This window comes from Croceivirga sp. JEA036 (assembly GCF_011882165.1).
Classification (GTDB): Bacteria; Bacteroidota; Bacteroidia; order Flavobacteriales; family Flavobacteriaceae; genus Croceivirga.
The window spans coordinates 845827-865448 of sequence record NZ_JAATON010000001.1 but is presented as its reverse complement, the minus strand read 5'-3'; the positions used below and the strand labels follow the sequence as shown (position 1 = coordinate 865448).

The window sequence follows — 19622 nt, the reverse complement described above, 5'->3', positions numbered from 1 at the left end:
TATAGAAATGTACAGCTAGTCTGTAGAAATGTTCACACATCTAGGGGCATTCCGTACTAACTTGGACCACAGCTAATTATAGCAATAACTGATATAAATTGACAAACTATGAGCGATGTAAAAACAACCACACAAGATGTGCTTAAAAAACCACGATTTAAGTCCCAATATGATAATTATATTGGTGGCAAATGGACCCCACCCGTAAAGGGACAGTATTTTGATAATATATCTCCTGTAGACGGTGCTAGTTTTACAAAGGTGGCCCGTTCTACCGCAGAAGATATAGATTTAGCCCTAGATGCCGCGTGGGCGGCAGCTCCCAAATGGAATACCTCTTCTGCGGGTGAACGTAGTAATCTATTGCTAAAAATTGCCGATGTTATAGAGCAAAATTTAGAAGCACTAGCACGCGCAGAGACCTGGGATAACGGTAAAGCGGTAAGAGAAACGCTTGCGGCAGATTTACCGTTAGCCGTTGACCATTTTAGGTATTTTGCTGGCGTAATCCGTGCCGAAGAAGGTACTATGAGCGAATTGGATGCCACTACAATTTCTATGAATGTTAAAGAGCCACTGGGCGTTGTTGGGCAGATAATTCCTTGGAATTTTCCACTATTAATGGCGGCTTGGAAGGTGGCTCCTGCCCTTGCGGCAGGTAATTGTGTGGTTCTTAAACCAGCAGAACAAACACCAGTAGGGATTATGATTTTAATGGAATTGATTGATGGTATTTTACCTGCTGGAGTGCTTAATGTTGTAAATGGTTTTGGTATTGAAGCGGGCAAACCTTTAGCTTCTAATCCACGCATTAATAAAATTGCATTTACAGGAGAAACCACTACGGGGCAACTAATTATGCAGTATGCTTCTAAAAACATCATACCAGTAACCTTAGAATTAGGGGGTAAATCGCCCAATATTTTCTTTGAAAGCATCATGGATGCAGATGATGCTTTTTTTGATAAGTGTTTAGAAGGAGCTGCTATGTTTGCGTTAAATCAGGGCGAAGTGTGTACTTGCCCGTCTAGAATCTTGGTTCAAGAAAGTATTTATGACCAGTTTATAGCTCGTGTAGTTGAAAGGGTAAAGGCGATTAAATTAGGGCATCCGCTAGACCCAACAACAATGATGGGAGCGCAGGCCAGTAATGATCAATACGAGAAAATTCTAAACTACATAGATATTGGGAAAGATGAAGGTTGCGAGGTATTAACGGGTGGTGCCGCTGCTTATAACGAAGGTTTAGAAGGCGGATATTACATACAACCAACACTTTTAAAAGGAAATAATAAAATGCGTGTTTTTCAAGAAGAGATTTTTGGGCCCGTTGCCTGTGTTACTACGTTTAAAGATGAAGCGGAAGCCTTAGAAATTGCTAACGACACCTTATATGGTTTAGGTGCGGGGGTATGGACTAGAGATACTCACCAAGCATACCAAATTTCTAGACAAGTACAAGCAGGCCGTGTGTGGGTAAATTGCTACCACCTCTACCCTGCCCATGCTCCTTTTGGAGGTTATAAAAAATCTGGAATTGGTAGAGAAACGCATAAAATGATGCTGGACCACTACAGACAAACTAAAAATATGTTAGTTTCTCATGACAAAAATGCCTTAGGATTCTTTTAAAATGATAGCGCGTGTACTTGTAACAGACAGTGCTTTAAAGGTAATTGATTCGCTAAGAGAAACCCATGGAGAATTAATGTTTCACCAAAGCGGTGGGTGCTGCGATGGCTCATCCCCCATGTGTTTTCCTAAAGGTGAATTGATGCTGAACGAAACCGACATTTTACTAGGTGAAGTTGGCAATTGCGAGTTTTACATGAGTAAAGGCCAATTTGAATATTGGAAACACACCCAATTAACCCTAGATGTTGTCACAGGAAGAGGGTCTAGTTTTTCTTTAGAAATACCGCTGGGACTCCGATTTGTAACTAAATCTAGAATTTTTAAACCAGAAGAAATGGCAATGCTACAAATGCCATAGCTATGAGAACCAGAATGCTTTATGGGCGTTCTGGTTTTTCTTTTAAAGTATAATTGCCTTGATACCCAATGGTATTTCTGTAATTACTGTTGATTTGAAACGAAGCTTGCCTCTTTCCGAAAACCATCCCAAAAACTCTTAACTGTTCACCTTCTTTCGTACGTACATCAAATTGTATTTGCTGTGCCTTTTTCTTTGCGTTTAGTGTGATGGTAAAATTCTCTGGTTTTGTATTGAATTCAATACCTAAGTCAGTGCTATTATACGTATTTCCAAATTGACGCTCCCCATAATACGGTAATGCCGCAGTAACCGAATCTTTATTTAACCTTAAAAAATACATATTGGTATTAAGGTTTATACGTGTAGCAGTGCTACCCAAAGGTAAAAGTCCCGCATTTGCAATAGATTGTATTCCCATACTGGCCATGGGGTTGGCACTATTGGCCGTAAAAACCAAGCTATTTTCCGTTAGTGTTTCTGGCAATAGCTTTAAATTATGCCATTCGGTCTCAGATAATTTGGCAGGACCGCAAGCGTTGAGTAGTAGGCAGATAAATGGTAGGTACAGACCAAGGCGATTCATAAGTTAAATATTTGACGTTAAATTAATTAATGTCAGTTATTAAAGCAATACGTTTAACCCTAATTTAAGTTATGGTTTACTATGGTTCTACCGTTCCTTGTTTTCTTCTAAAACGTGCAAATAATACCATTTTCTTTTTACTATTTATAAAGTAAACACCCGTAAGTAAAACTATAGCAGCTACTAGGGAACGTGTGGTTACGTTTTCGTCCAAAAAGAACCATCCTAAGAAAAGCGCTACGATAGGATTGATATAAGTAGATGTAGAAACTTTTTCTGGCGAAACCGTCTTTAATAAATAATTGAACGAGGTAAAGGCCACAATACTACCAAAAAGGACTAGCAACAACATACAAATTTGGGTTTTGGTGGTCCAAACCAATGGGCTAGACCATTCTTCACCAAAAGAAAGACTCATCAAGGCTAGAATAATTCCGCCATTAAACATTTGGTAACCCGTATTTACAAAGTAATTTTTAGGTAAATCTGCTTTACCTACAAAAAGACTGCAATACGCCCATGCCACTAAACAAGCAAATATCATAGCAATACCTAGCAAAGCATTTTCTCCCTGTACAATTTCTTTCTGCCCTACCAAAAGGTATATACCAATCATTCCTAATACAACACCGATGATAGACATGGGTTGTATTTTTTTGCCTTGTAATAACCACATCAATAACAGGATTACCAGTGGTTGCACAGATATTATAAGTGCCGCAAAGCCACTATCTACAAAACGTAAGGCCCACACCACAACACCATTACCAAAACTTAGAAATAGAAAGCCAGCAATTACAGTATTGCGTAATTGTTTTATGCTAATTTTTAAAGAAATCCCCATGAGTTTGGCTATGCCAAAAATGAGTAATCCGGCCGTAACAAAGCGCATACTTGCTAGCATAAAGGGCGGTAACTCCGCCACAGCAATTTTATTTAATAAGTATGTAGAACCCCAGATAACATAAATGGCAAAAAAAGCCAAAACAATTAAGATAGTGCTGTTTTTAGTAGTATTGTTCTGTTCCATAGGGTACTGCTGAAGGAATCATCAAAGCTAACTTTTTATACTGCAATTTAAAGTGATTATTCCTTAAAAAGAATGCTTAATTTTAATCGTATACGATATTTAAATGGAGTATGATTCGGAATAAAGTAAAAAGACATTTACTAAAACTCATTTTACAAGGGGATTTGCAGGTAGGGCAAACAATAAATTTAGCTAAAACTGCGCGTAGTCTAGGAGTCAGCGTTACTCCCGTCCGGGAGGCATTAAGTCAATTAGAGCAAGCACGGATTTTAGCGTCTATACCCAATAGAGGATTCATTGTTCCAAAGCTGAGCTTACAAGAAATAAGGGATTTATACAGTGCCATGGCAGATTTAGAGTTGATGGCTATGGAACAATCGGTATATACGGCAAAGCTTATTCAGAAACTTAAAGAGGAACAAGTGTTGTTGCAACAAAGCCATACCAATGGGGTTCGTATACAACGTAGAATGCAGTTCCATCAGTTGTTAATTAAGGGCTGCAGTAACCAAATTTTAAAACAGCTTATAACTGATTTGCAAGCTAGAATACTGTTTTATGAGCGTATGTTATTGACCGATGCTGAAATGTTTGAAACAACCGACAACCAAAATGAAGGTATTATTAGGGCTTTAGAGGAAGACAATTTGCCAACAGCCATACTAATAGCTAAAATGAATTGGATGCATTTACTAGAACACATGGAAAAACAATTGATACGCCAAACCAAAGTAAACTTTTAAAAGTGTACAATGGACAGCAAATAAATACGTTATGGGGATATGAAGTATTTAAACGCACAAATTGCTGCTAAGGCCAAGAACAAGAAAAGTTCACTGGTACGCAAACAGATTTCTTGTGGTATTTTTCAAGAGTTAGAGCATCCAAAGAAAAATAAAAGTAAGGTGAAGTAAAATTGGCTTTACCCAGAAATTAACCAACGCTCTAATACCATTTAGGGTGCAAATTTTTATATATGCTTATTTGGTCAGGAAGAGGAATTTTAGCTTCCCTATTCTTATTAGAGATGTAAATTTTAGGAACCATTTCATTTGATGGTTATTCAATTGATTATGCCTTTACTACTACCCTACTGGCTCTAAGAATTATCATTGCATCTTATGTAAAGAACGTTTTGTTTTCAAAGTGGCAGTAGGAGCTGCTCCAAAACAGTGAACGGCCAAAAAGGGTAAGTTTACTTTCGCTAGTTCTTATCAACCCAATCAAAATGCAGTAGCGGCGGCACAGCTAACTAAGACTCCTTTAGCAGCAAAATATTTTGAACCGTCTGACCATAGCCGTTTTATGCCCAAATAGTTAGCGTCCAAATAAGTTATAGTAATGTTGGTACATTTCTGGGGTATCTAAGTCAATCGTGAATTTATTTTCTGGCAAATATTCCAATTGGTTTTTGTATTGCAGCAGTAGATTTTTAGCTCCCTTTTTACCATTTAAATCTCGTAAATCTTTAAAATAGGCCTTGCCAAATACAGCAGGAACACCTGGCGTGCCCTTGTAATTGCTTACTACAATAGACTTTTTGTCTTCATGTTTAGATACTAGCTGTTCTAGGTAAGTATAACTTATTAAGGGTTGGTCTACTAAAACGATTAGTATTTTTTCTATTGACCTCTTTTTAGTTAGCTCTTTTACTCCAGCAGCTATAGAAGACCCCATACCTGTAGCCCAATCATCGTTTTCTACTACATCGTAATGCTCTAACTGATGTATAGAAGTTTGGATTTCACTAGCATAAGCTCCTAAAACTACTACAACAGCGTTGGTAAGTTTACCCACAACTTCCAAACAATGTGTGAGTAAATTGCCATTTTTCCAAGGCAATAGCTGTTTTATGGCACCCATACGGCTCCCTTTTCCAGCTGCTAAAACCACAACACCTAAATCGGAATATTTCATGTCGCTATACGTGAATGCTACCCGCTTTATTAGCAAGGGGTTGTGCGTCTCTATTTCTAATAACACTTAAAATTTCTGCCATTACTGCAATACAGATTTCTTGTGGTGTTTCCGAACCGATATCTAGACCCGCTGGACCTTTAATGAGCTCTAGAAAGCTTGGGTTTACATCAGGAACACGCTCCAGAACATCATTAAGCAGGTTGTTGCGTCGTTTTGTAGGGCCTAATAATCCCAAATAAGCAGGATTTGTTTCTAAAAGAGCAAGCAAATAGGCCAAATCTTTAGTGTAGCTATGCGTCATTAATACTATGGCAGTATTTTGGTCTACAGCCAAACTTAGATGCGCGCCATCGGCAGCAATATAATGGGTAGCCCCTGGAAAATCACTCAGCTGTTTATCTTCTCTCGGGTCTACTACTACAGTAACTTCCCAACCTGTTAGGTTTGCGTATTGGCAAAGATTCACCGCATCATGCTCGCCACCTATTACAACCAATTGAAAGCAAGGCGGATAATTTTGCTCAAAATATTCAGAGCTTTCTAATGGTAGTTTTTTCTCTGCAAGGGAATAAGCCGTGTTAAACAGCAATACCTCAGTGCCAAAACTACTATTCTCGCCGTGAGTAGGCTCAAAATAGCTTTTCGCTATAAATTCCTTTCTATTGTTTAAAACCCGCTCAAAAGCATCTAAAAATGCTTCCGTAGGATGAAACGGCTCTAATAGTACGTACAAAATACCCTCACAACCCAATCTATATCTACCATCGTAGGTAATCACTTTGGCAGTTCCCGTTTTAAAAACGCTTTGAGCTTGTACCTCTATTTCTTTTTCTACGCAGCCACCACTCACTGCACCAACCCTTTTTCCATCGGCCTGTAGCAACATACGGACCCCAGGCCTTCTGTAAGAAGACCCTTCTAGGGCTACTACAGTTGCTAAAACACAAGATATACCTTGTTGCTTTGCTTTTATGTAAGCGTTGACTATCGCTTTAAATTCGTGTGTCATCTATAAAATAGGCTTTGTAGGTATAAAAGGTACTAATTCTTCATTGGAATATGTGGTTTCTGGTTCTAGCATTACAAATCCGTTAGCCTTGGTTAAACTCGTTAAGTCTCCAGAACCATTTTCAGTAATAAAATGTGCTTGTAGTTGATGTTGATTTAGGCTGACCCTTGTACGTACAAATCGGGTCAGAGGTAAATCATTTTCTATGGCTTCTGCAAGTTGTACCCAGAAAAATGTTGTAGGTATACCTAAGCTTTTATGGTACCAAGGCACAAAGTAAACATGAAAGTTTGCGAATGTGGAAGCAGGATTACCGGGGAAAGCAAATACGGTAGCCTTATGCTTGTTAGACGTTCCGAACCAAAAAGGTTTTCCTGGGCGTTGCTTTACCTTATGAAAAAGTTTGGTAACACCTAATGATTCTAGCGCTCCTGGTATATAATCATATTTTCCTTTTGATACACCTCCGCTCAACAAAAGCACATCATAATTTTCTAATATTTGTGCTAAAGATTCTTTTACACTCAAAGCTTCATCTACCACGTGATATTGCGTAGCCATAATTCCCATCTGGTCTAAGGCGGCAACTATGCTATAGCTGTTACTTTTTCTAATTTGATGCGGTTGTGGCGTTTCATGTACATCTACCAATTCGTTACCCGTAGAAATTACTGCAACTTTTGGTTTTTGGTACACTAAAACTTTGTACTTACCAACAGAAGCTAAAACTCCAATTTCTGCTGGAGTAATAATGGTTCCTTTTTGTAAAACCAAACTACCTTTAGGTTCATCACTCCCTTGTTTATGAATATTTTGCCCTTCCCGAACAGGTTTTACGATGGTTGCTATAGAATCCTTAATTTCTAGATGTTCATACATGACAATGGTATCCGTGTTTGTAGGGACCATGGCTCCTGTCATAACTTCTAAACAACCTTCTGGTTGGTTTAATTCTTGTTGTGGATTCCCAGCCGCAGCTACACCTTCTATGACAAAAGAACGTTGACCTGCTTGGTATGCTTTATAAGCGATTGCGATACCGTCTTTGGTAGCCCTATGGAAAGGTGGAAAATCTCGGTCTGCATAAACAGCTTCAGCTAACACATTTTGGTGTGCTTTGGTAATAGAAACATGATGTGTATGTAAGGACATGTTATGCTCCAATACCAGTTGATATGCTTCTTTAAATGAAATCATGAAAACAGATTTAAGTTAAGGCCATTGATTAAAAAGACGCGTAAACCAACAAGTAATACTAATAATGCAGTGAGTAAACGAATGGCTTTGGCTGTAAATTTACCTAAGCTAATACGGACCCCCAATTGGCCACCCAAAAAAACCGAAAAAAGCAAAAGCATTATTTCTGGCCATAATATTTTTAAAGTTCCAGCATTAACTAAACCTATTAAACCAGCGACAGAATTAACCCAAATAAAGAAACTGGCTAACGCTGCTATAATTATAGGTTTATTCCACTTTAGCTGATTTAAAACAGGAGCTAGAAAAATACCACCGCCTATACCTACCAAACCCGATAGCAATCCGATACCTGCTCCCATAAAATATAAAAAAGATATAGGATAAGTTTTTGGCTCAAATTTGGCTTCTTTTTTAAGCGTTTGATAGGCTAGCGCCACAGCAGAGCTTATCAGTGCGATACCTAAAATACCAAAGAATACAACTTCTTTTAACCTAAAGCTTGCTCCCAAAAAGGCAAATGGAATACTGGTAACTACGAAAGGTAGAAATTTTTTAAGATGAAAATGACCTTTTTTGTAGTACAACCAACAACTGCTAGTGACTACTGTTAAATTGCAAAGCAAAGCGATACTTCTTATTGCAAAAAAACTAGTTACTACTAAAGTAAGTAGCGCTAAATAACTACTACCACCACCAAAGCCTACGCTAGAATAAAGTAACGCAATAAAAAAGAAACCAATACATAAGGCGATAAAATCAGGTTGTTGCCACATCATACTGCAGTAGTTTTTGCATTCCTCCTTCTACGGAAAAAATAACGCTTTTGGGGTAGTATTCTAGTGCAATAGCTGCAGCTCGCAAACTACGCTTTCCACTTTGGCAAATAAAATAGATAGGTTTGGTAAAGTCTAACTTGCCCAAGTTTACCTTTAATTCCACTAATGGAATATGGACACTTGGTATTAAGTGTTTTTGCTCATATTCATGGCCTTCTCTTACGTCTATAATTTGAGCCGAGTTATAAAGTACCGCAAACGCTTTAGCTGCTATTTCTGGTATGGTACTGCATTGACTTAACTCATAACTATCTTGTAGTTCGGTTATTGGTTCTGCTCGTACTACTTTATGTAAACCAATTTTCCTGGTGTGTTGCGTTAGTCCATTATAAACTAGTAGCTTACCAGCTAACACTTCTCCTATTCCAGTCATTACTTTTACCGCTTCTAAGGCCTGGAAACTACCTATTATCCCAGGAATAATTCCCAATACACCATTCTCATCACAATTGGGCACTTCCTCAGGGGATGGCATAGTTGGAAACAAACAACGGTAAGTAGGTCCGTTGTTGTAATTGAATACGCTTACCTGACCTTCAAATCCGTGTAAAGCACCATAAATGAAAGGCTTATTAAGAATAACACATGCATCGTTTATTAGGTATCTTGTAGCAAAATTATCAGAGGCATCTAGCACCAAATCATAGGATTTTATAATTTCTAATGCATTCGCAGTGGTTAAATACGTAGGATGAGATTGTAATTGCGTCTCTGAATTTTGTGCTTGTAATTTTTTAAGAGCGATACTTATCTTGGATTTACCAACTTCATTTTCTGCATATAAAACTTGACGCTGTAAATTATGGATGTCAATACAATCGCCTTCTACTAAACCCAAGGTACCTACCCCCATTGCATTTAAATATTGCAAAGCTGGTACACCTAAACCACCTAAACCCACCACTAAAATTTTAGCCGCTTTTAACCTGGCTTGGGATTCTGGGCCAAATTCCTTTAAAGTAGTTTGTCTTATGTAGCGGTTGTGGGGCATTTATCCCAATTTTTGTTTAGCAAACTGATATTCTTCTAAAGTATTGGCATTGTAAAGCCACTCGTCCTGTTCTGGATATATTAGTTTGGTATCCGCATTAATTAAGAATTTACGAGGGCAAGAGCTCTGCGCCTTGTCCATATAGGCTTTAGCATCTATAAGTCCTTTTGGCTCCCAAATCGCAATTAGTGGTTCTGGCAATTTACTTTCTTGGGTTGCCATAGCCGTTGCAGTTTTAGTTCTATCTCTTTCCTGTACCAATTGCGCTAAAACTGCATGGTTTAATAAAGGTAAATCGCACGCAAGCACCAACCATGCCACATTGGGATGTTCTTTATGAGCACTTAAAATGCCATTTAAAGGACCTTTATACTCATTTAAATCAATTATAATTCTCTCCTTTGGAATCCTTTCATCTTGATTAGGTCTAACACTATAATAAACTGCATCACAGTATGCAGATAATAATTGATAAAGGTATTCCCGTTGAGGAACGTCATGATACTGCAATAAGCCTTTATCCTTACCCATACGGGTACTTTTACCACCAGAAAGTACCAATCCGTATATTTTTGTTGCCTGATTCATATTTACTATTTTAACCACCAATTGAAGTCATAGAACTATCAAAAACTGCTTGATGTTCTTGCTGTGCTTCGAATCCTGTTTTGGCGCGGTTGCTTACCGTTTGTTGTAGTAATTTCTTTACCACTTCATCATCACTAGATTGCCTTAACAAATCTCGCAGATTAGCTTTAGGCTTGCCGTACAAACAAGTTATGATGTCTCCTGTAGCGGTAATACGTAGTCGGTTACAGCTACCACAAAAGGTTCTACTGAAAGATGGTATAATGCCAAAAGTACTTTGGTGACCATTTATTTGATAGTTGATAGATGTAGATGTAATTGGCGAAACTAATTTCTTAATATCAGGATATCGTTCCTTTATGTGCTCAAAAATGGCTTTATAGTTCCATTTTATATGCTCAAATTGTTTACTCCCTCCATTAAATGGCATTTCTTCTAAAAAACGAACACTTACAGGATAGTGGCGCATAACCTCTAAAATAGACAGGATATCTTGTTCGTTTTGACCCTCCAATACAATAAAATTGATACGTACATTAAAGCCTTCTGTAATTAAACGTATTAGGTTTTCTTGAACCGTATCATAATGGGGTCTCCTGGTAATGCGTTCAAAAGTTGCTTTGTCTATAGCATCCAAACTTACATTGATATTTTTGATACCTAATGCTTTTAATTCATCAATATGTGGACCAATTAAAGTGGCATTTGTTGTGATAGAAATGTCATTAAGCCCATCTAATGCACTCATGTAACGCATTAATTCCATCACATCTTTCCGCACAAAGGGCTCTCCCCCAGTTATTCTAATTTTATCAATGCCCTGCGCCACACTTAAGGAAGCAACACGTTTTAATTCGGCTATAGACAATAATTGGTCATTTTTTACAAAATTGATACCCTCACTAGGCATGCAATAATTGCATCTAAGATTGCATCGGTCTGTAACCGCCAATCTTAAATAATTAAGAACTCTATTATGATTGTCTATCAACATACATCAAATTTAAAACTTGTAATCCACATTACCGTTCTTAGGGTCAAAAACTCCTGGGTAATGCTCTAGCAGGTTCTTCATCATAAAATCTACAGGAACATCTTCAAAACTGCCATAATCTTCTAGATATTCCATGAACTGTTGGCCGTCCGTATTATATTCTTGGAACATAGAATCAGTCTTACCATCAAATTCTAAAGGAGCCACTTTACATAAAATACATAACTCTTTATTAAAGGCTGGTGTTGCCTTAATCCACCACCCGTCTAAATATACCTCTACCATCCCGTGTGGGGTTAAAATATTAGTGCCAAAGCGGTTTGTAAGCCTTTCTACAGCAATGTGGTTGGTTACTTTGGCCAACCGAATACGTGCAGGTATGTTTAAACCACGTAGTGCTGCGGTAAGTAAAATAGCTTTATCTACACAGTGCCCTTCTTTTTGTTTAGCGAGATAGCTGGCTTTGAATTTATCTTTATTTAAGGTGATATTATAAGCATTATAGCGATAACCATCCCTTATTTTAGTGTAAACACCGATGGCTTTTTCTTTTAGCGATAATGAATCAGACTTAAATTCAGCTATCAGCCCTTGTATTTCGGGCGAATTGTAATCCAAAAAAGTTGTTGCTGCAGTATATTGCTCCATAGGCTATCCTCCACTTACGGGTGGTATTAATGCAATTTCGTCATAAGAATTAATACTTTCCTCATCTTTTGCGTAATTATTATTTACTGCAATTGCCAGAGAAGATAAATTTTTCATAGCCGGATATCTTTTAAACAAAAATTCCTTTAGCTCTTTTACGGTCTTTGGGATGGGTTTACCCGTGATGTTAGTGGTAGGTATAGAAAGAGAAGGGCTACCAACAATATCTTTGGTAACCCCGAATAATAATATGGTCATAAGTTATGCTTTATCCTAAAATTTCTTGTTTTTGGGGTTTTAATAATTCTGGAAATTTTGTGAATGGTTGTTGGTAAAGTCTGTTGCCTGTTGCTGCTTTAATAGCATTGGCTACAGCCGCACCTGCAGGTGGTAAAGTTGGTTCTCCTAAGCCAGTAGGAGCAAAATCATTTTCTATAAAATACGTCTCCACTTTAGGAGCTTCTTTCATACGTATCAAACGGTATCGGTCAAAGTTCTTAGCACTTGGCATCCCCTCTGTAAAGGTAAAGTCTCCGTACATGGCATGGCCAACCCCATCTACAACACCACCTTCTATTTGGTTTAGAGCTCCTAACGGATTAACTACAATACCACAATCCACAACAACGGTTACTTTTTTAACCACAGGATTGCCATTTTCCAAGACTACATCTGCCACCTCCGCAACATGTGTATTATGGCAATAGTAATTTACAAAGCCTTGATAGGTATCTTTGGGTTGTTTACCCCATCCAGATTTTTCTACAGCTGTCTTAATTACTTTGGCCATACGGTCTGGGTTATATTCTATGCGCTCATCAGCGTCTGCATCTACCTTTTTAAGTAAATCTAAACGCATTTGTATTTTATCTACATTGATGGTCTCTGCCAATTCATCAAAGAAACTTTGTTCTGCAAACGCCAAAAAATTGGTATATGGTGCACGCCATGCTCCCGTGGTAATATTACTTTTTAAAGCGGCAACATCTACCTTATAATTTGCTACGGCGCCTGCGGGGAAAAAATTGGGTATCAAACCGTACATATTAGCGTTAACCGCAACTTCTTTTAAATGGTAAGCTACTAATTCACCATCTTTAATCCCAGCTTTTATACGATATTTGGTAGCCATCCGGTAGATGCCGTCATTCATGTCGTCCTCTCTAGAATAGACTACTTTTACTGGTTTTCTAATGCTATTGGCTATCTCTGCAGCTTCAAGCACAAAATCACCATAAAGCCTTCTACCAAAACCACCACCCATACGGGTCATTTCCAATTCAATTTCTTCTGGTTTTCTGTCTAGCATAGCCGCTACAGCACCTGCTTTCCATTGCGGGGTTTGTATAGGACCTACCAAATGTACTTTCTCATCTGTAACATGAGCAAAAAAGTTCATGGGCTCTAAACAGTTATGAGGTAAAAAAGGAGATTCGTACGTGCGTTCCAAAATTTGGTCCGCAGTTGCAAAGGCCTTTTCTACATCACCGTCCTCTCTCATCGTAGTAAAATCTTTACCATCTAAAAGGGCGGTTAATTTTTCATTATGTAACGCAGTACTTTCTAGTTCAGACGTGTTTTGCCATTGTGCCTCTATTGCCTTTTTGGCCTTCATTGCTTGCCAAGTACTTTTTGCAATGACTACCACTTTATCTGTCTTAGCTAAAATAGCCTCGATGTTAGGCATAGCGTCAATTAATTTACGGGCGCCTTCACCAATAGTGATTACATCTAAAACGCCATCCATTTGTTTGGCTGCTTCCGCGTCAAAAGAAGAAAGACTTTGACCAAAAGCAGGCGGGCGTACCACAGCAGCATAAACCATACCTTCTGTTTTATAATCAATACCAAATAGTGGTTTACCAGTCGTAATCTTATCAATATCTACATTTTGTGCGTCCGTACCAATTATGGTAAAATCTTTTGGGTCTTTTAGCGTAACATTTTCTGGTACTTCTAATTTTGCGGCCTCATTTACAACCTCCCCGTAGCCTAGAGTTTCATTTGTTTTTGTGTTGGTAATAACTCCTGCTTTAACAGTACAATCCGCTGGTGCTACATTCCATTGCTTTGCGGCAGCATTGACCAGCATCTGTCTAGCTGTTGCGCCGGTTTGCCGTAAAGGCTCCCAACCCTGTCTTATAGATTGGCTCCCACCAGCTACCTGTCTGGTAAAATTTTTAGTATCTAATTTGGCTTGTTGAACATAGACATTTTCCCATGCCACATCCAATTCTTCTGCAATAAGCATAGGCATAGCAGTTTTAACGCCTTGCCCTATTTCTGGATTGGGAGAAAAAATAGTTACCGTACCATCTTCTGCAATCTTTATATAGGCATTAAAATCCTGATAATTTAATTGCGATAAATCTTTAGGAGGTATAAAGGTTTGTTCTGTTTTAGCTTTGCAAGCCTGAAAAAGGTTAAATCCTATAAGCATACCTCCACCAGCAAGGCCAGAGGTTCTCATAAAGGACCTTCTACTAAACGTATTTTTTAATGTCTTCATTTGTTTTGATGCTTATATTAAGGATTATCCCATATGCTTTGCTGCCTCTTCTACAGCTCTGTAAATTCTGTTATAACTACCGCATCTACAAATATTTCCATGCATAGCATTTTTAATATCTTCTTCTGTAGGGTTGGCATTATTTTCTAAAAATGCCGCTGCTGTCATCATCTGTCCTGCTTGGCAATAACCGCATTGTGGTACGTCTATTTTTTTCCAGGCTTGCTGCACTGGATGTTCTCCATGCTCGGACAGCCCTTCTATAGTAGTAATATTTTTACCATCAATTTGTTCTAAAGTAAGGCTGCAACTACGCATTGGGGTGCCATCTACGTGTATAGTACATGCACCACATTGACCAATACCACAACCAAATTTGGTTCCTACTAAATCTAGGTGGTCTCTTAAAACCCATAGCACTGGAGTGTCTGCGGTAACCTCTACAGTTTTTGAAGCTCCATTGACATTTATTTGATAACTAGGCATAATTCAGTTGTATTTTTCTCAAAGGTAAGTTATCAATTTATGATGTAGTACTACTATTTTTAACCCATACCTTCTATATTTTAACTTTTATTTAGGCATATCAATTAGAAGGACACAAAAATTTCTGCACGATTATTGCGTTGTACATTTGGAACCTAAAAATTATGAAAATGATAAACTACACAAAGAGTGTGTTGTGCCTATTGGTACTGTCTTTAATTTTCTCCTGTGGAAATGCTGATGATGATGTCAACTTTCAATTAAATGAAGGTAATGGAGAGCTAGGTAAAGGTAAAGAACCAGACGATTGTTTAAATTTTGGCGAAAGCGATTTAATTCTCTCCATACAAGATGAATACACTACCCTACCAGGGAAAGTTTCAATTCTATTTAAAGTTAGCGATAGTGATGGTAATCCTGTGGCAGGCTTAACTGCAGATAAGTTTACTATTTATGAACAAGGAAGAAATGATGATTGCTTTAAAACCATTTCTTCTAGTGAGTCTTTTGCTCGTATTTCTCCCAATAGTCAGGTATTCAGCAATAACACCTTACTAGTATTAGACCTAAGTAACTCGGTTTTACAAGGTAGTTTGGCAGAGTTAAAGAATGCAGCTACTAGTTTTGTGAATAATGTAATGCCAGCAACACAATCAGAATCTTTTAAAATGGCAATTTATTGGTTTGATGGAGAAGATGAATTACATTTATTAAACGATTTAACCTCTTCTGCTACAGAATTAACAACAGCAATAGATGGCATTACAGAAGATATTAGCAATGACCCCTCTACAGATTTGTATGGAGCAGTACTTAAAACAACTAAGAAAGCTGAAGAATTGGTAAAATCGACTTCTTCTGACGATAATATTAGCGCTGCATCTGTGGTTTTATTTACCGATGGAACAGACCAAGCTTCTAGATATAAAGAGGCAGACGCCATCAAAGTTGTAGAAGATGCTAACAGAAATATTTCATTCTTTACCATTGGTTTAGGTGCAGAAATAGATACTCAAGTGTTAGAAAGTATTGGTAAGACCTCTAGTGTAGTTGCGGCCAATGCTGCCGAACTAGAAACTACATTTAACCAAATCTCTGCAAGAGTATCAGAACAAGCAAATAGCTTTTATTTATTTGAGTATTGTACCCCAAAAAGAGATGGTAGTGGCGAGAGTAACTTGGTAATCCGCGTTATAGATGGTACCAAACAGGGAGCAGTGCAAACCAAGTTTAGTGCTAATGACTTTACTGGTGGTTGTGAATAATTTAAAAGTTTAACATACTGAATTTCAGATAAAAAAGTCCGTCTATTCAAAGGCGGATTTTTTTATATAATCCAAAAGGAGATTTGTTGCGTAAGTATTAAGTGAAAGATTTATGAACACTTAAAATTTTCAAAATGAAAAAAGTATTATTTACCGGTCTTGTGGCAACTGTTGTGCTTACAGGCTGTGTTTCTAAAAAGAAGTATGTAGCCTTAGAAGAAAATTTAGCACAAACCCAAAGTCAACTGACCAAGACTCAGGTAGAAAAAGAGGAATTAGCCTCTAAACTTTCCAAAATAGAAGCTCGTGTAGCTGAGTATAATGCTAAAATCAATTCTTTAAAAGAAGTTAATGATAGTCAGTTCCAAATTAAAGGAAACACTGTAATGAGTAACACCAATAAGGCTAAAATGGAAGCTACTTTGGCTAAAGTAGACCCTGCTAAATTGGCTCAAGCTAAGACTATGGAAGATTCTGTAAATTTGGCTATCTCTTACAATTTAAAAAACTCTATCTCTGATGATAGTGATGACATTGATGTGTTTGTAGACAAAACTGTTGTTATGATTAATATCTCTGACAACCTTTTGTTTAGAACAGGTAGCTACCGTATTAATGATAAGGCTAATACAGTATTGGGTAAACTTGCAGAAGTAATTAACTCTGAGCCTAGTATGGAAGTGATGGTAGAAGGACATACAGATTCTAGATCAATTAATACAGCAGTGGTAGAAGACAACTGGGATTTAAGTGTTAAGCGCGCTACTTCTGTAGTACGTACGCTACAAGAAAAATACAATGTGGACCCAACGCAATTGATTGCTGCTGGTAGAAGCGAATACCAACCATTGGTAGAAAATACAGATAAAGACAGCATGGCTAAAAACAGAAGAACACGTATTGTAATTATTCCAGATTTGGATAAATTCTTTGCACTTTTAGATTCTGAAAGTTAAAAGTCTTAATTTTTGATTGAGATTTAAGGGAGGATATAAGCCTCCCTTTTTTTATGCCTTCATTTAAAAAAAAATAGGGTGTCACAAAATGGATATTATGTTTTAAAGCTGAAATCCATTACCTTCATCACACTAAAAACTATACAAAACTGACACATGAAAAAACAACTAATATGCTTATCATTCTTGCTTTGTAATCTTTTAATAAATGCACAAAAAAGCGATTTTGAGGGTCGTTGGGATTTAGAAATAGACTTTCAGGGTAAAAAAGCACCATCTTGGCTAGAAATTAGACATTCTGGGCATGCTACTCATGTTGGTAGGTTTGTATTTGCTTTTGGTAGTGCAAGACCTGTAGCTGAAATTACTATTAAGGATAATAATTTCTCTTTTATCATTCCTAGGCAATGGGAACCTGAAGGGGAAGATATGAAGCTTGTAGGACGATTGAATAACAATACATTAACAGGAACCATAACATATACGGACGGCAGTAGTATTCCTTTTACTGGTATCCGTGCACCAAAACAGCCGCATAAGGCCTTATATGTAGAAGAAAAACCAATTGCTCTATTCAACGGAAAAAACTTGGAAGGCTGGCATGCAGACCGAGAAGAAAATCAGTGGCAAGTGAATGATGGAATTCTTGTAAATCCAAAAAGTGGCGCTAACCTTATTAGCGACCAAAAATTTAGAGATTTTAAGGCCGAGATTGAATTTAAGTATCCGAAAGGCAGTAATAGTGGTATCTACCTAAGAGGACGTTATGAAGTACAAATTGAAGATAATTATGGTTATACGCCTATGGATATTTATTTTGGCGGCATCTACGGGTTTTTAGAACCTAATGAAAATGCAGCACTACCTGCTGGAGAATGGCAGAAATACGAGATTACTTTAATTGGGAACCGCGTTACTATTGTAGCAAATGGAAAGCGTATAATTACAGACCAAACTATACCAGGCATAACAGGCGGTGCATTAGACAGCAAAGAAGGTGAGCCTGGAGCTTTTATGATACAAGGAGACCACGGCCCTGTAGAATTTAGAAAATTTTTGGTTACACCATTGAACTAAGAAAAAGGAGAGCAGGGCTCTCCTTTTTTAATTTTTAAGTTTTAAATATTAATCTTAACGAATAATAATCCCGTTACCTATTTGTTGTTGCGATAACGGTTTGTTTAAATCGATTAGAAAACCATTAATAACTGCATATTGTAATTTACCATCTTTTTCTAAGAAAAACGTAGGGTTTAATCCAGGTGACACACCAAAATTTTTAAGGGTGAAGTTTTTAGGAACTACATTAAATGGTGAGTTGCTATATGTTAATTCTATTGGTATACGCTCTGCTCTAACATAAGCTTGCCCGGTCTTCAATAATTCTAAAGTATTTAAAACGTGTATTTCATTTCCTTGCGGCATTACAACGTTTTGAGATGTTTTTGGCGCTACTATCTTATACCCTGTGGCATCAAAGGTTTCATAACCATAAAAAGTAGATAAATCCCCTTGGTCTGCTATTAAGCTTCTATAATGAAATTTATTATGGTATGCATCGTCCACCTCATTACGTAAAATTCCTAAGTCCAAAATATAATCCTCCCCATTTAATTCGTACGTTACATTTTCTAATTTTAGGTCGAATAAATTTCGGTCGTTTTTAGGAATTTTTTCGTATTCTTCTATAGAAATTTCTTGGTAGCTTCCGTCCGCAATAGTATGCAATGCAGAAAGGATAGAAACATAATTAAGCTTACGTATTTCTTGCTTTTCTTGGTCTTTAGGATACCCTCCAGATTCAATCAAAATAAGACTAGTACCCCATTTTGCAATATTGTCTCCAAAAGCACGTGGTTCAAAATCATCACTATAGCGCCCCACTTGTCCAGGAGCATATTGTTGTACAATATTATTCATATACACAATCACCTTCATGGCATTGGCACGCACTTCATTAATATCTTTTTCATAGTTATAAGCCGTAGCTAAATAAGAAATAGTTGCTGGCTTTTCTGTACGTTCTGCGTTGTAATAACGACTTTGGTCGTGTAAATTAAACCCAAAATCTGCATCTAAACTATCCCTTATTCTTTTAAGGACGCGCCCTTCTGGAGATTGTAAACGTAAGGCATCTCTGTTAATATCTATACCCAACGCATTTCTTCTTGTAAACACTTCTGCGCCATCTGGGTTAAGCATGGGTAAAAAATGAAGCTTTAGTTTGGATAATATCGCTTTCTTTTCCGCTTTGTAGGCATCGCCTTGTAAAAAATTAAAGATGTCAAAGATAGCTTGGGTAGCTGTTGGTTCATCTCCATGCATCTGGGACCATAAGAACACATCAATATCACCTTTACCTATACTTATTAATCGTAAATCCCGCCCTTGAATAGATTCCCCAACCTTCTGCACCGTGAAATCAGAATCCTTAGTTAATTTATTGATGAGAGGTTGAATTTGATGGTATTTAATACGGCGTTTATCTAAGCTTTTTTCTTTATACGTATCATAAGAACCATAGAGACTACTAGTAAAATCTTGAGCTTGTATGGTAAAGGAACCTATAGTAAAAGCAAAAATTCCCAATATTTTTTTTGTGATATTCATA

The 19622-nt window shown here is 37.4% G+C and carries 21 protein-coding genes; 7 read left to right on the top strand and 14 right to left on the bottom strand.

Features of this window, described 5'->3' with window-relative positions:
- The first annotated feature begins 108 nt into the window (after positions 1 to 108).
- Both HCO57_RS03485 and HCO57_RS03480 read left to right on the top strand, forming a co-directional pair.
- Positions 109 to 1632 carry an aldehyde dehydrogenase family protein gene (locus HCO57_RS03485; RefSeq protein WP_167987856.1) on the top strand — a complete coding sequence of 508 codons (1524 nt, stop codon included), beginning with the start codon at positions 109 to 111 and terminating at the stop codon, positions 1630 to 1632.
- A 1-nt stretch (position 1633) separates the two neighbouring features.
- Positions 1634 to 1993: a DUF779 domain-containing protein gene (locus tag HCO57_RS03480; RefSeq protein WP_167987855.1), complete on the top strand. Its 360-nt coding sequence runs from the start codon at positions 1634 to 1636 to the stop codon at positions 1991 to 1993.
- 19 nt (positions 1994 to 2012) lie between these two features.
- On the opposite strand, the gene HCO57_RS03475 is transcribed toward HCO57_RS03480, so the two are convergent.
- Together HCO57_RS03475 and HCO57_RS03470 are read right to left on the bottom strand one after the other, a co-directional pair.
- Entirely contained in the window at positions 2013 to 2579 is a 567-nt protein-coding gene (locus HCO57_RS03475) for a DUF4251 domain-containing protein (protein WP_167987854.1), read from the bottom strand.
- A gap of 79 nt (positions 2580 to 2658) precedes the next feature.
- Positions 2659 to 3609, bottom strand: a complete 951-nt coding sequence (locus tag HCO57_RS03470) for an EamA family transporter (protein ID WP_167987853.1) — start codon at positions 3607 to 3609, stop codon at positions 2659 to 2661.
- 110 nt (positions 3610 to 3719) lie between these two features.
- Here HCO57_RS03470 and HCO57_RS03465 point away from each other — a divergent pair, with 110 nt between their 5' ends.
- Together HCO57_RS03465 and HCO57_RS16720 are read left to right on the top strand one after the other, a co-directional pair.
- Positions 3720 to 4352, top strand: coding sequence for a GntR family transcriptional regulator (locus HCO57_RS03465; protein WP_167987852.1), 633 nt, complete (start codon positions 3720 to 3722; stop codon positions 4350 to 4352).
- 39 nt (positions 4353 to 4391) lie between these two features.
- On the top strand, positions 4392 to 4523 hold the full coding sequence (locus HCO57_RS16720; RefSeq protein WP_255578204.1) for a hypothetical protein: 132 nt from the start codon (positions 4392 to 4394) through the stop codon (positions 4521 to 4523).
- A 403-nt stretch (positions 4524 to 4926) separates the two neighbouring features.
- On the opposite strand, the gene HCO57_RS03460 is transcribed toward HCO57_RS16720, so the two are convergent.
- From HCO57_RS03460 to HCO57_RS03410, 11 genes are read right to left on the bottom strand one after another with little or no spacing between them, the layout of a single operon-like run.
- A complete protein-coding gene (locus tag HCO57_RS03460; protein WP_167987851.1) occupies positions 4927 to 5526 on the bottom strand; it encodes an NTP transferase domain-containing protein in 600 nt (199 codons plus the stop codon).
- Between the two features lie 4 nt (positions 5527 to 5530).
- A complete protein-coding gene (locus HCO57_RS03455; protein ID WP_167987850.1) occupies positions 5531 to 6538 on the bottom strand; it encodes an XdhC family protein in 1008 nt (335 codons plus the stop codon).
- On the bottom strand, positions 6539 to 7735 hold the full coding sequence (locus tag HCO57_RS03450; RefSeq protein WP_167987849.1) for a molybdopterin molybdotransferase MoeA: 1197 nt from the start codon (positions 7733 to 7735) through the stop codon (positions 6539 to 6541).
- The gene (locus tag HCO57_RS03445) at positions 7732 to 8514 is read right to left on the bottom strand and encodes a sulfite exporter TauE/SafE family protein (protein ID WP_167987848.1); all 783 of its coding nucleotides are present in this window, start codon (positions 8512 to 8514) and stop codon (positions 7732 to 7734) included. The genes HCO57_RS03450 and HCO57_RS03445 overlap by 4 nt, the downstream gene beginning before the upstream one ends.
- Complete coding sequence (locus HCO57_RS03440; RefSeq protein ID WP_167987847.1) at positions 8495 to 9565, bottom strand: HesA/MoeB/ThiF family protein; 1071 nt, start codon at positions 9563 to 9565, stop codon at positions 8495 to 8497. Before HCO57_RS03440 ends, HCO57_RS03445 begins: the two co-directional genes overlap by 20 nt.
- The gene (locus HCO57_RS03435) at positions 9566 to 10153 is read right to left on the bottom strand and encodes a molybdenum cofactor guanylyltransferase (RefSeq protein WP_167987846.1); all 588 of its coding nucleotides are present in this window, start codon (positions 10151 to 10153) and stop codon (positions 9566 to 9568) included.
- Between the two features lie 10 nt (positions 10154 to 10163).
- Entirely contained in the window at positions 10164 to 11147 is a 984-nt protein-coding gene (gene moaA, locus HCO57_RS03430) for a GTP 3',8-cyclase MoaA (protein ID WP_167987845.1), read from the bottom strand.
- A gap of 9 nt (positions 11148 to 11156) precedes the next feature.
- Positions 11157 to 11795: a transglutaminase-like domain-containing protein gene (locus HCO57_RS03425; RefSeq protein WP_136949899.1), complete on the bottom strand. Its 639-nt coding sequence runs from the start codon at positions 11793 to 11795 to the stop codon at positions 11157 to 11159.
- Between the two features lie 3 nt (positions 11796 to 11798).
- Complete coding sequence (locus HCO57_RS03420) at positions 11799 to 12053, bottom strand: MoaD/ThiS family protein (RefSeq protein WP_167987844.1); 255 nt, start codon at positions 12051 to 12053, stop codon at positions 11799 to 11801.
- Positions 12054 to 12063: 10 nt separating this feature from the next.
- Positions 12064 to 14304 (bottom strand): xanthine dehydrogenase family protein molybdopterin-binding subunit, encoded by a 2241-nt coding sequence (locus HCO57_RS03415; RefSeq protein ID WP_167987843.1) that lies wholly within the window; start codon positions 14302 to 14304, stop codon positions 12064 to 12066.
- A gap of 24 nt (positions 14305 to 14328) precedes the next feature.
- On the bottom strand, positions 14329 to 14790 hold the full coding sequence (locus HCO57_RS03410) for a (2Fe-2S)-binding protein (protein ID WP_167987842.1): 462 nt from the start codon (positions 14788 to 14790) through the stop codon (positions 14329 to 14331).
- Positions 14791 to 14960: 170 nt separating this feature from the next.
- Here HCO57_RS03410 and HCO57_RS03405 point away from each other — a divergent pair, with 170 nt between their 5' ends.
- The 3 genes from HCO57_RS03405 to HCO57_RS03395 all read left to right on the top strand — a co-directional run bounded on the left by HCO57_RS03405 (position 14961) and on the right by HCO57_RS03395 (position 18088).
- Entirely contained in the window at positions 14961 to 16055 is a 1095-nt protein-coding gene (locus HCO57_RS03405; RefSeq protein WP_410492668.1) for a vWA domain-containing protein, read from the top strand.
- 134 nt (positions 16056 to 16189) lie between these two features.
- Entirely contained in the window at positions 16190 to 17011 is an 822-nt protein-coding gene (locus tag HCO57_RS03400) for a flagellar motor protein MotB (protein WP_167987840.1), read from the top strand.
- A gap of 156 nt (positions 17012 to 17167) precedes the next feature.
- Positions 17168 to 18088 (top strand): DUF1080 domain-containing protein, encoded by a 921-nt coding sequence (locus HCO57_RS03395; RefSeq protein WP_167987839.1) that lies wholly within the window; start codon positions 17168 to 17170, stop codon positions 18086 to 18088.
- A gap of 54 nt (positions 18089 to 18142) precedes the next feature.
- On the opposite strand, the gene HCO57_RS03390 is transcribed toward HCO57_RS03395, so the two are convergent.
- Positions 18143 to 19621: a M14 family zinc carboxypeptidase gene (locus HCO57_RS03390; protein WP_167987838.1), complete on the bottom strand. Its 1479-nt coding sequence runs from the start codon at positions 19619 to 19621 to the stop codon at positions 18143 to 18145.
- Position 19622: the final 1 nt, after the last annotated feature.

Bases quoted from the DNA above. Each gene is read 5' to 3' on its own strand.
- HCO57_RS03485 (WP_167987856.1), top strand. From the start codon at position 109: ATGAGCGATGTAAAAACAACCACACAAGATGTGCTTAAAAAACCACGA.
- HCO57_RS03480 (WP_167987855.1), top strand. From the start codon at position 1,634: ATGATAGCGCGTGTACTTGTAACAGACAGTGCTTTAAAGGTAATTGAT.
- HCO57_RS03405 (WP_410492668.1), top strand. From the start codon at position 14,961: ATGATAAACTACACAAAGAGTGTGTTGTGCCTATTGGTACTGTCTTTA.
- HCO57_RS03470 (WP_167987853.1), bottom strand. From the start codon at position 3,609: ATGGAACAGAACAATACTACTAAAAACAGCACTATCTTAATTGTTTTG.
- HCO57_RS03400 (WP_167987840.1), top strand. From the start codon at position 16,190: ATGAAAAAAGTATTATTTACCGGTCTTGTGGCAACTGTTGTGCTTACA.
- HCO57_RS16720 (WP_255578204.1), top strand. From the start codon at position 4,392: ATGAAGTATTTAAACGCACAAATTGCTGCTAAGGCCAAGAACAAGAAA.
- HCO57_RS03390 (WP_167987838.1), bottom strand. From the start codon at position 19,621: ATGAATATCACAAAAAAAATATTGGGAATTTTTGCTTTTACTATAGGT.
- moaA (WP_167987845.1), bottom strand. From the start codon at position 11,147: ATGTTGATAGACAATCATAATAGAGTTCTTAATTATTTAAGATTGGCG.
- HCO57_RS03475 (WP_167987854.1), bottom strand. From the start codon at position 2,579: ATGAATCGCCTTGGTCTGTACCTACCATTTATCTGCCTACTACTCAAC.
- HCO57_RS03455 (WP_167987850.1), bottom strand. From the start codon at position 6,538: ATGACACACGAATTTAAAGCGATAGTCAACGCTTACATAAAAGCAAAG.
- HCO57_RS03435 (WP_167987846.1), bottom strand. From the start codon at position 10,153: ATGAATCAGGCAACAAAAATATACGGATTGGTACTTTCTGGTGGTAAA.
- HCO57_RS03445 (WP_167987848.1), bottom strand. From the start codon at position 8,514: ATGATGTGGCAACAACCTGATTTTATCGCCTTATGTATTGGTTTCTTT.
- HCO57_RS03460 (WP_167987851.1), bottom strand. From the start codon at position 5,526: ATGAAATATTCCGATTTAGGTGTTGTGGTTTTAGCAGCTGGAAAAGGG.
- HCO57_RS03465 (WP_167987852.1), top strand. From the start codon at position 3,720: ATGATTCGGAATAAAGTAAAAAGACATTTACTAAAACTCATTTTACAA.
- HCO57_RS03415 (WP_167987843.1), bottom strand. From the start codon at position 14,304: ATGAAGACATTAAAAAATACGTTTAGTAGAAGGTCCTTTATGAGAACC.
- HCO57_RS03420 (WP_167987844.1), bottom strand. From the start codon at position 12,053: ATGACCATATTATTATTCGGGGTTACCAAAGATATTGTTGGTAGCCCT.
- HCO57_RS03425 (WP_136949899.1), bottom strand. From the start codon at position 11,795: ATGGAGCAATATACTGCAGCAACAACTTTTTTGGATTACAATTCGCCC.
- HCO57_RS03450 (WP_167987849.1), bottom strand. From the start codon at position 7,735: ATGATTTCATTTAAAGAAGCATATCAACTGGTATTGGAGCATAACATG.
- HCO57_RS03410 (WP_167987842.1), bottom strand. From the start codon at position 14,790: ATGCCTAGTTATCAAATAAATGTCAATGGAGCTTCAAAAACTGTAGAG.
- HCO57_RS03395 (WP_167987839.1), top strand. From the start codon at position 17,168: ATGAAAAAACAACTAATATGCTTATCATTCTTGCTTTGTAATCTTTTA.
- HCO57_RS03440 (WP_167987847.1), bottom strand. From the start codon at position 9,565: ATGCCCCACAACCGCTACATAAGACAAACTACTTTAAAGGAATTTGGC.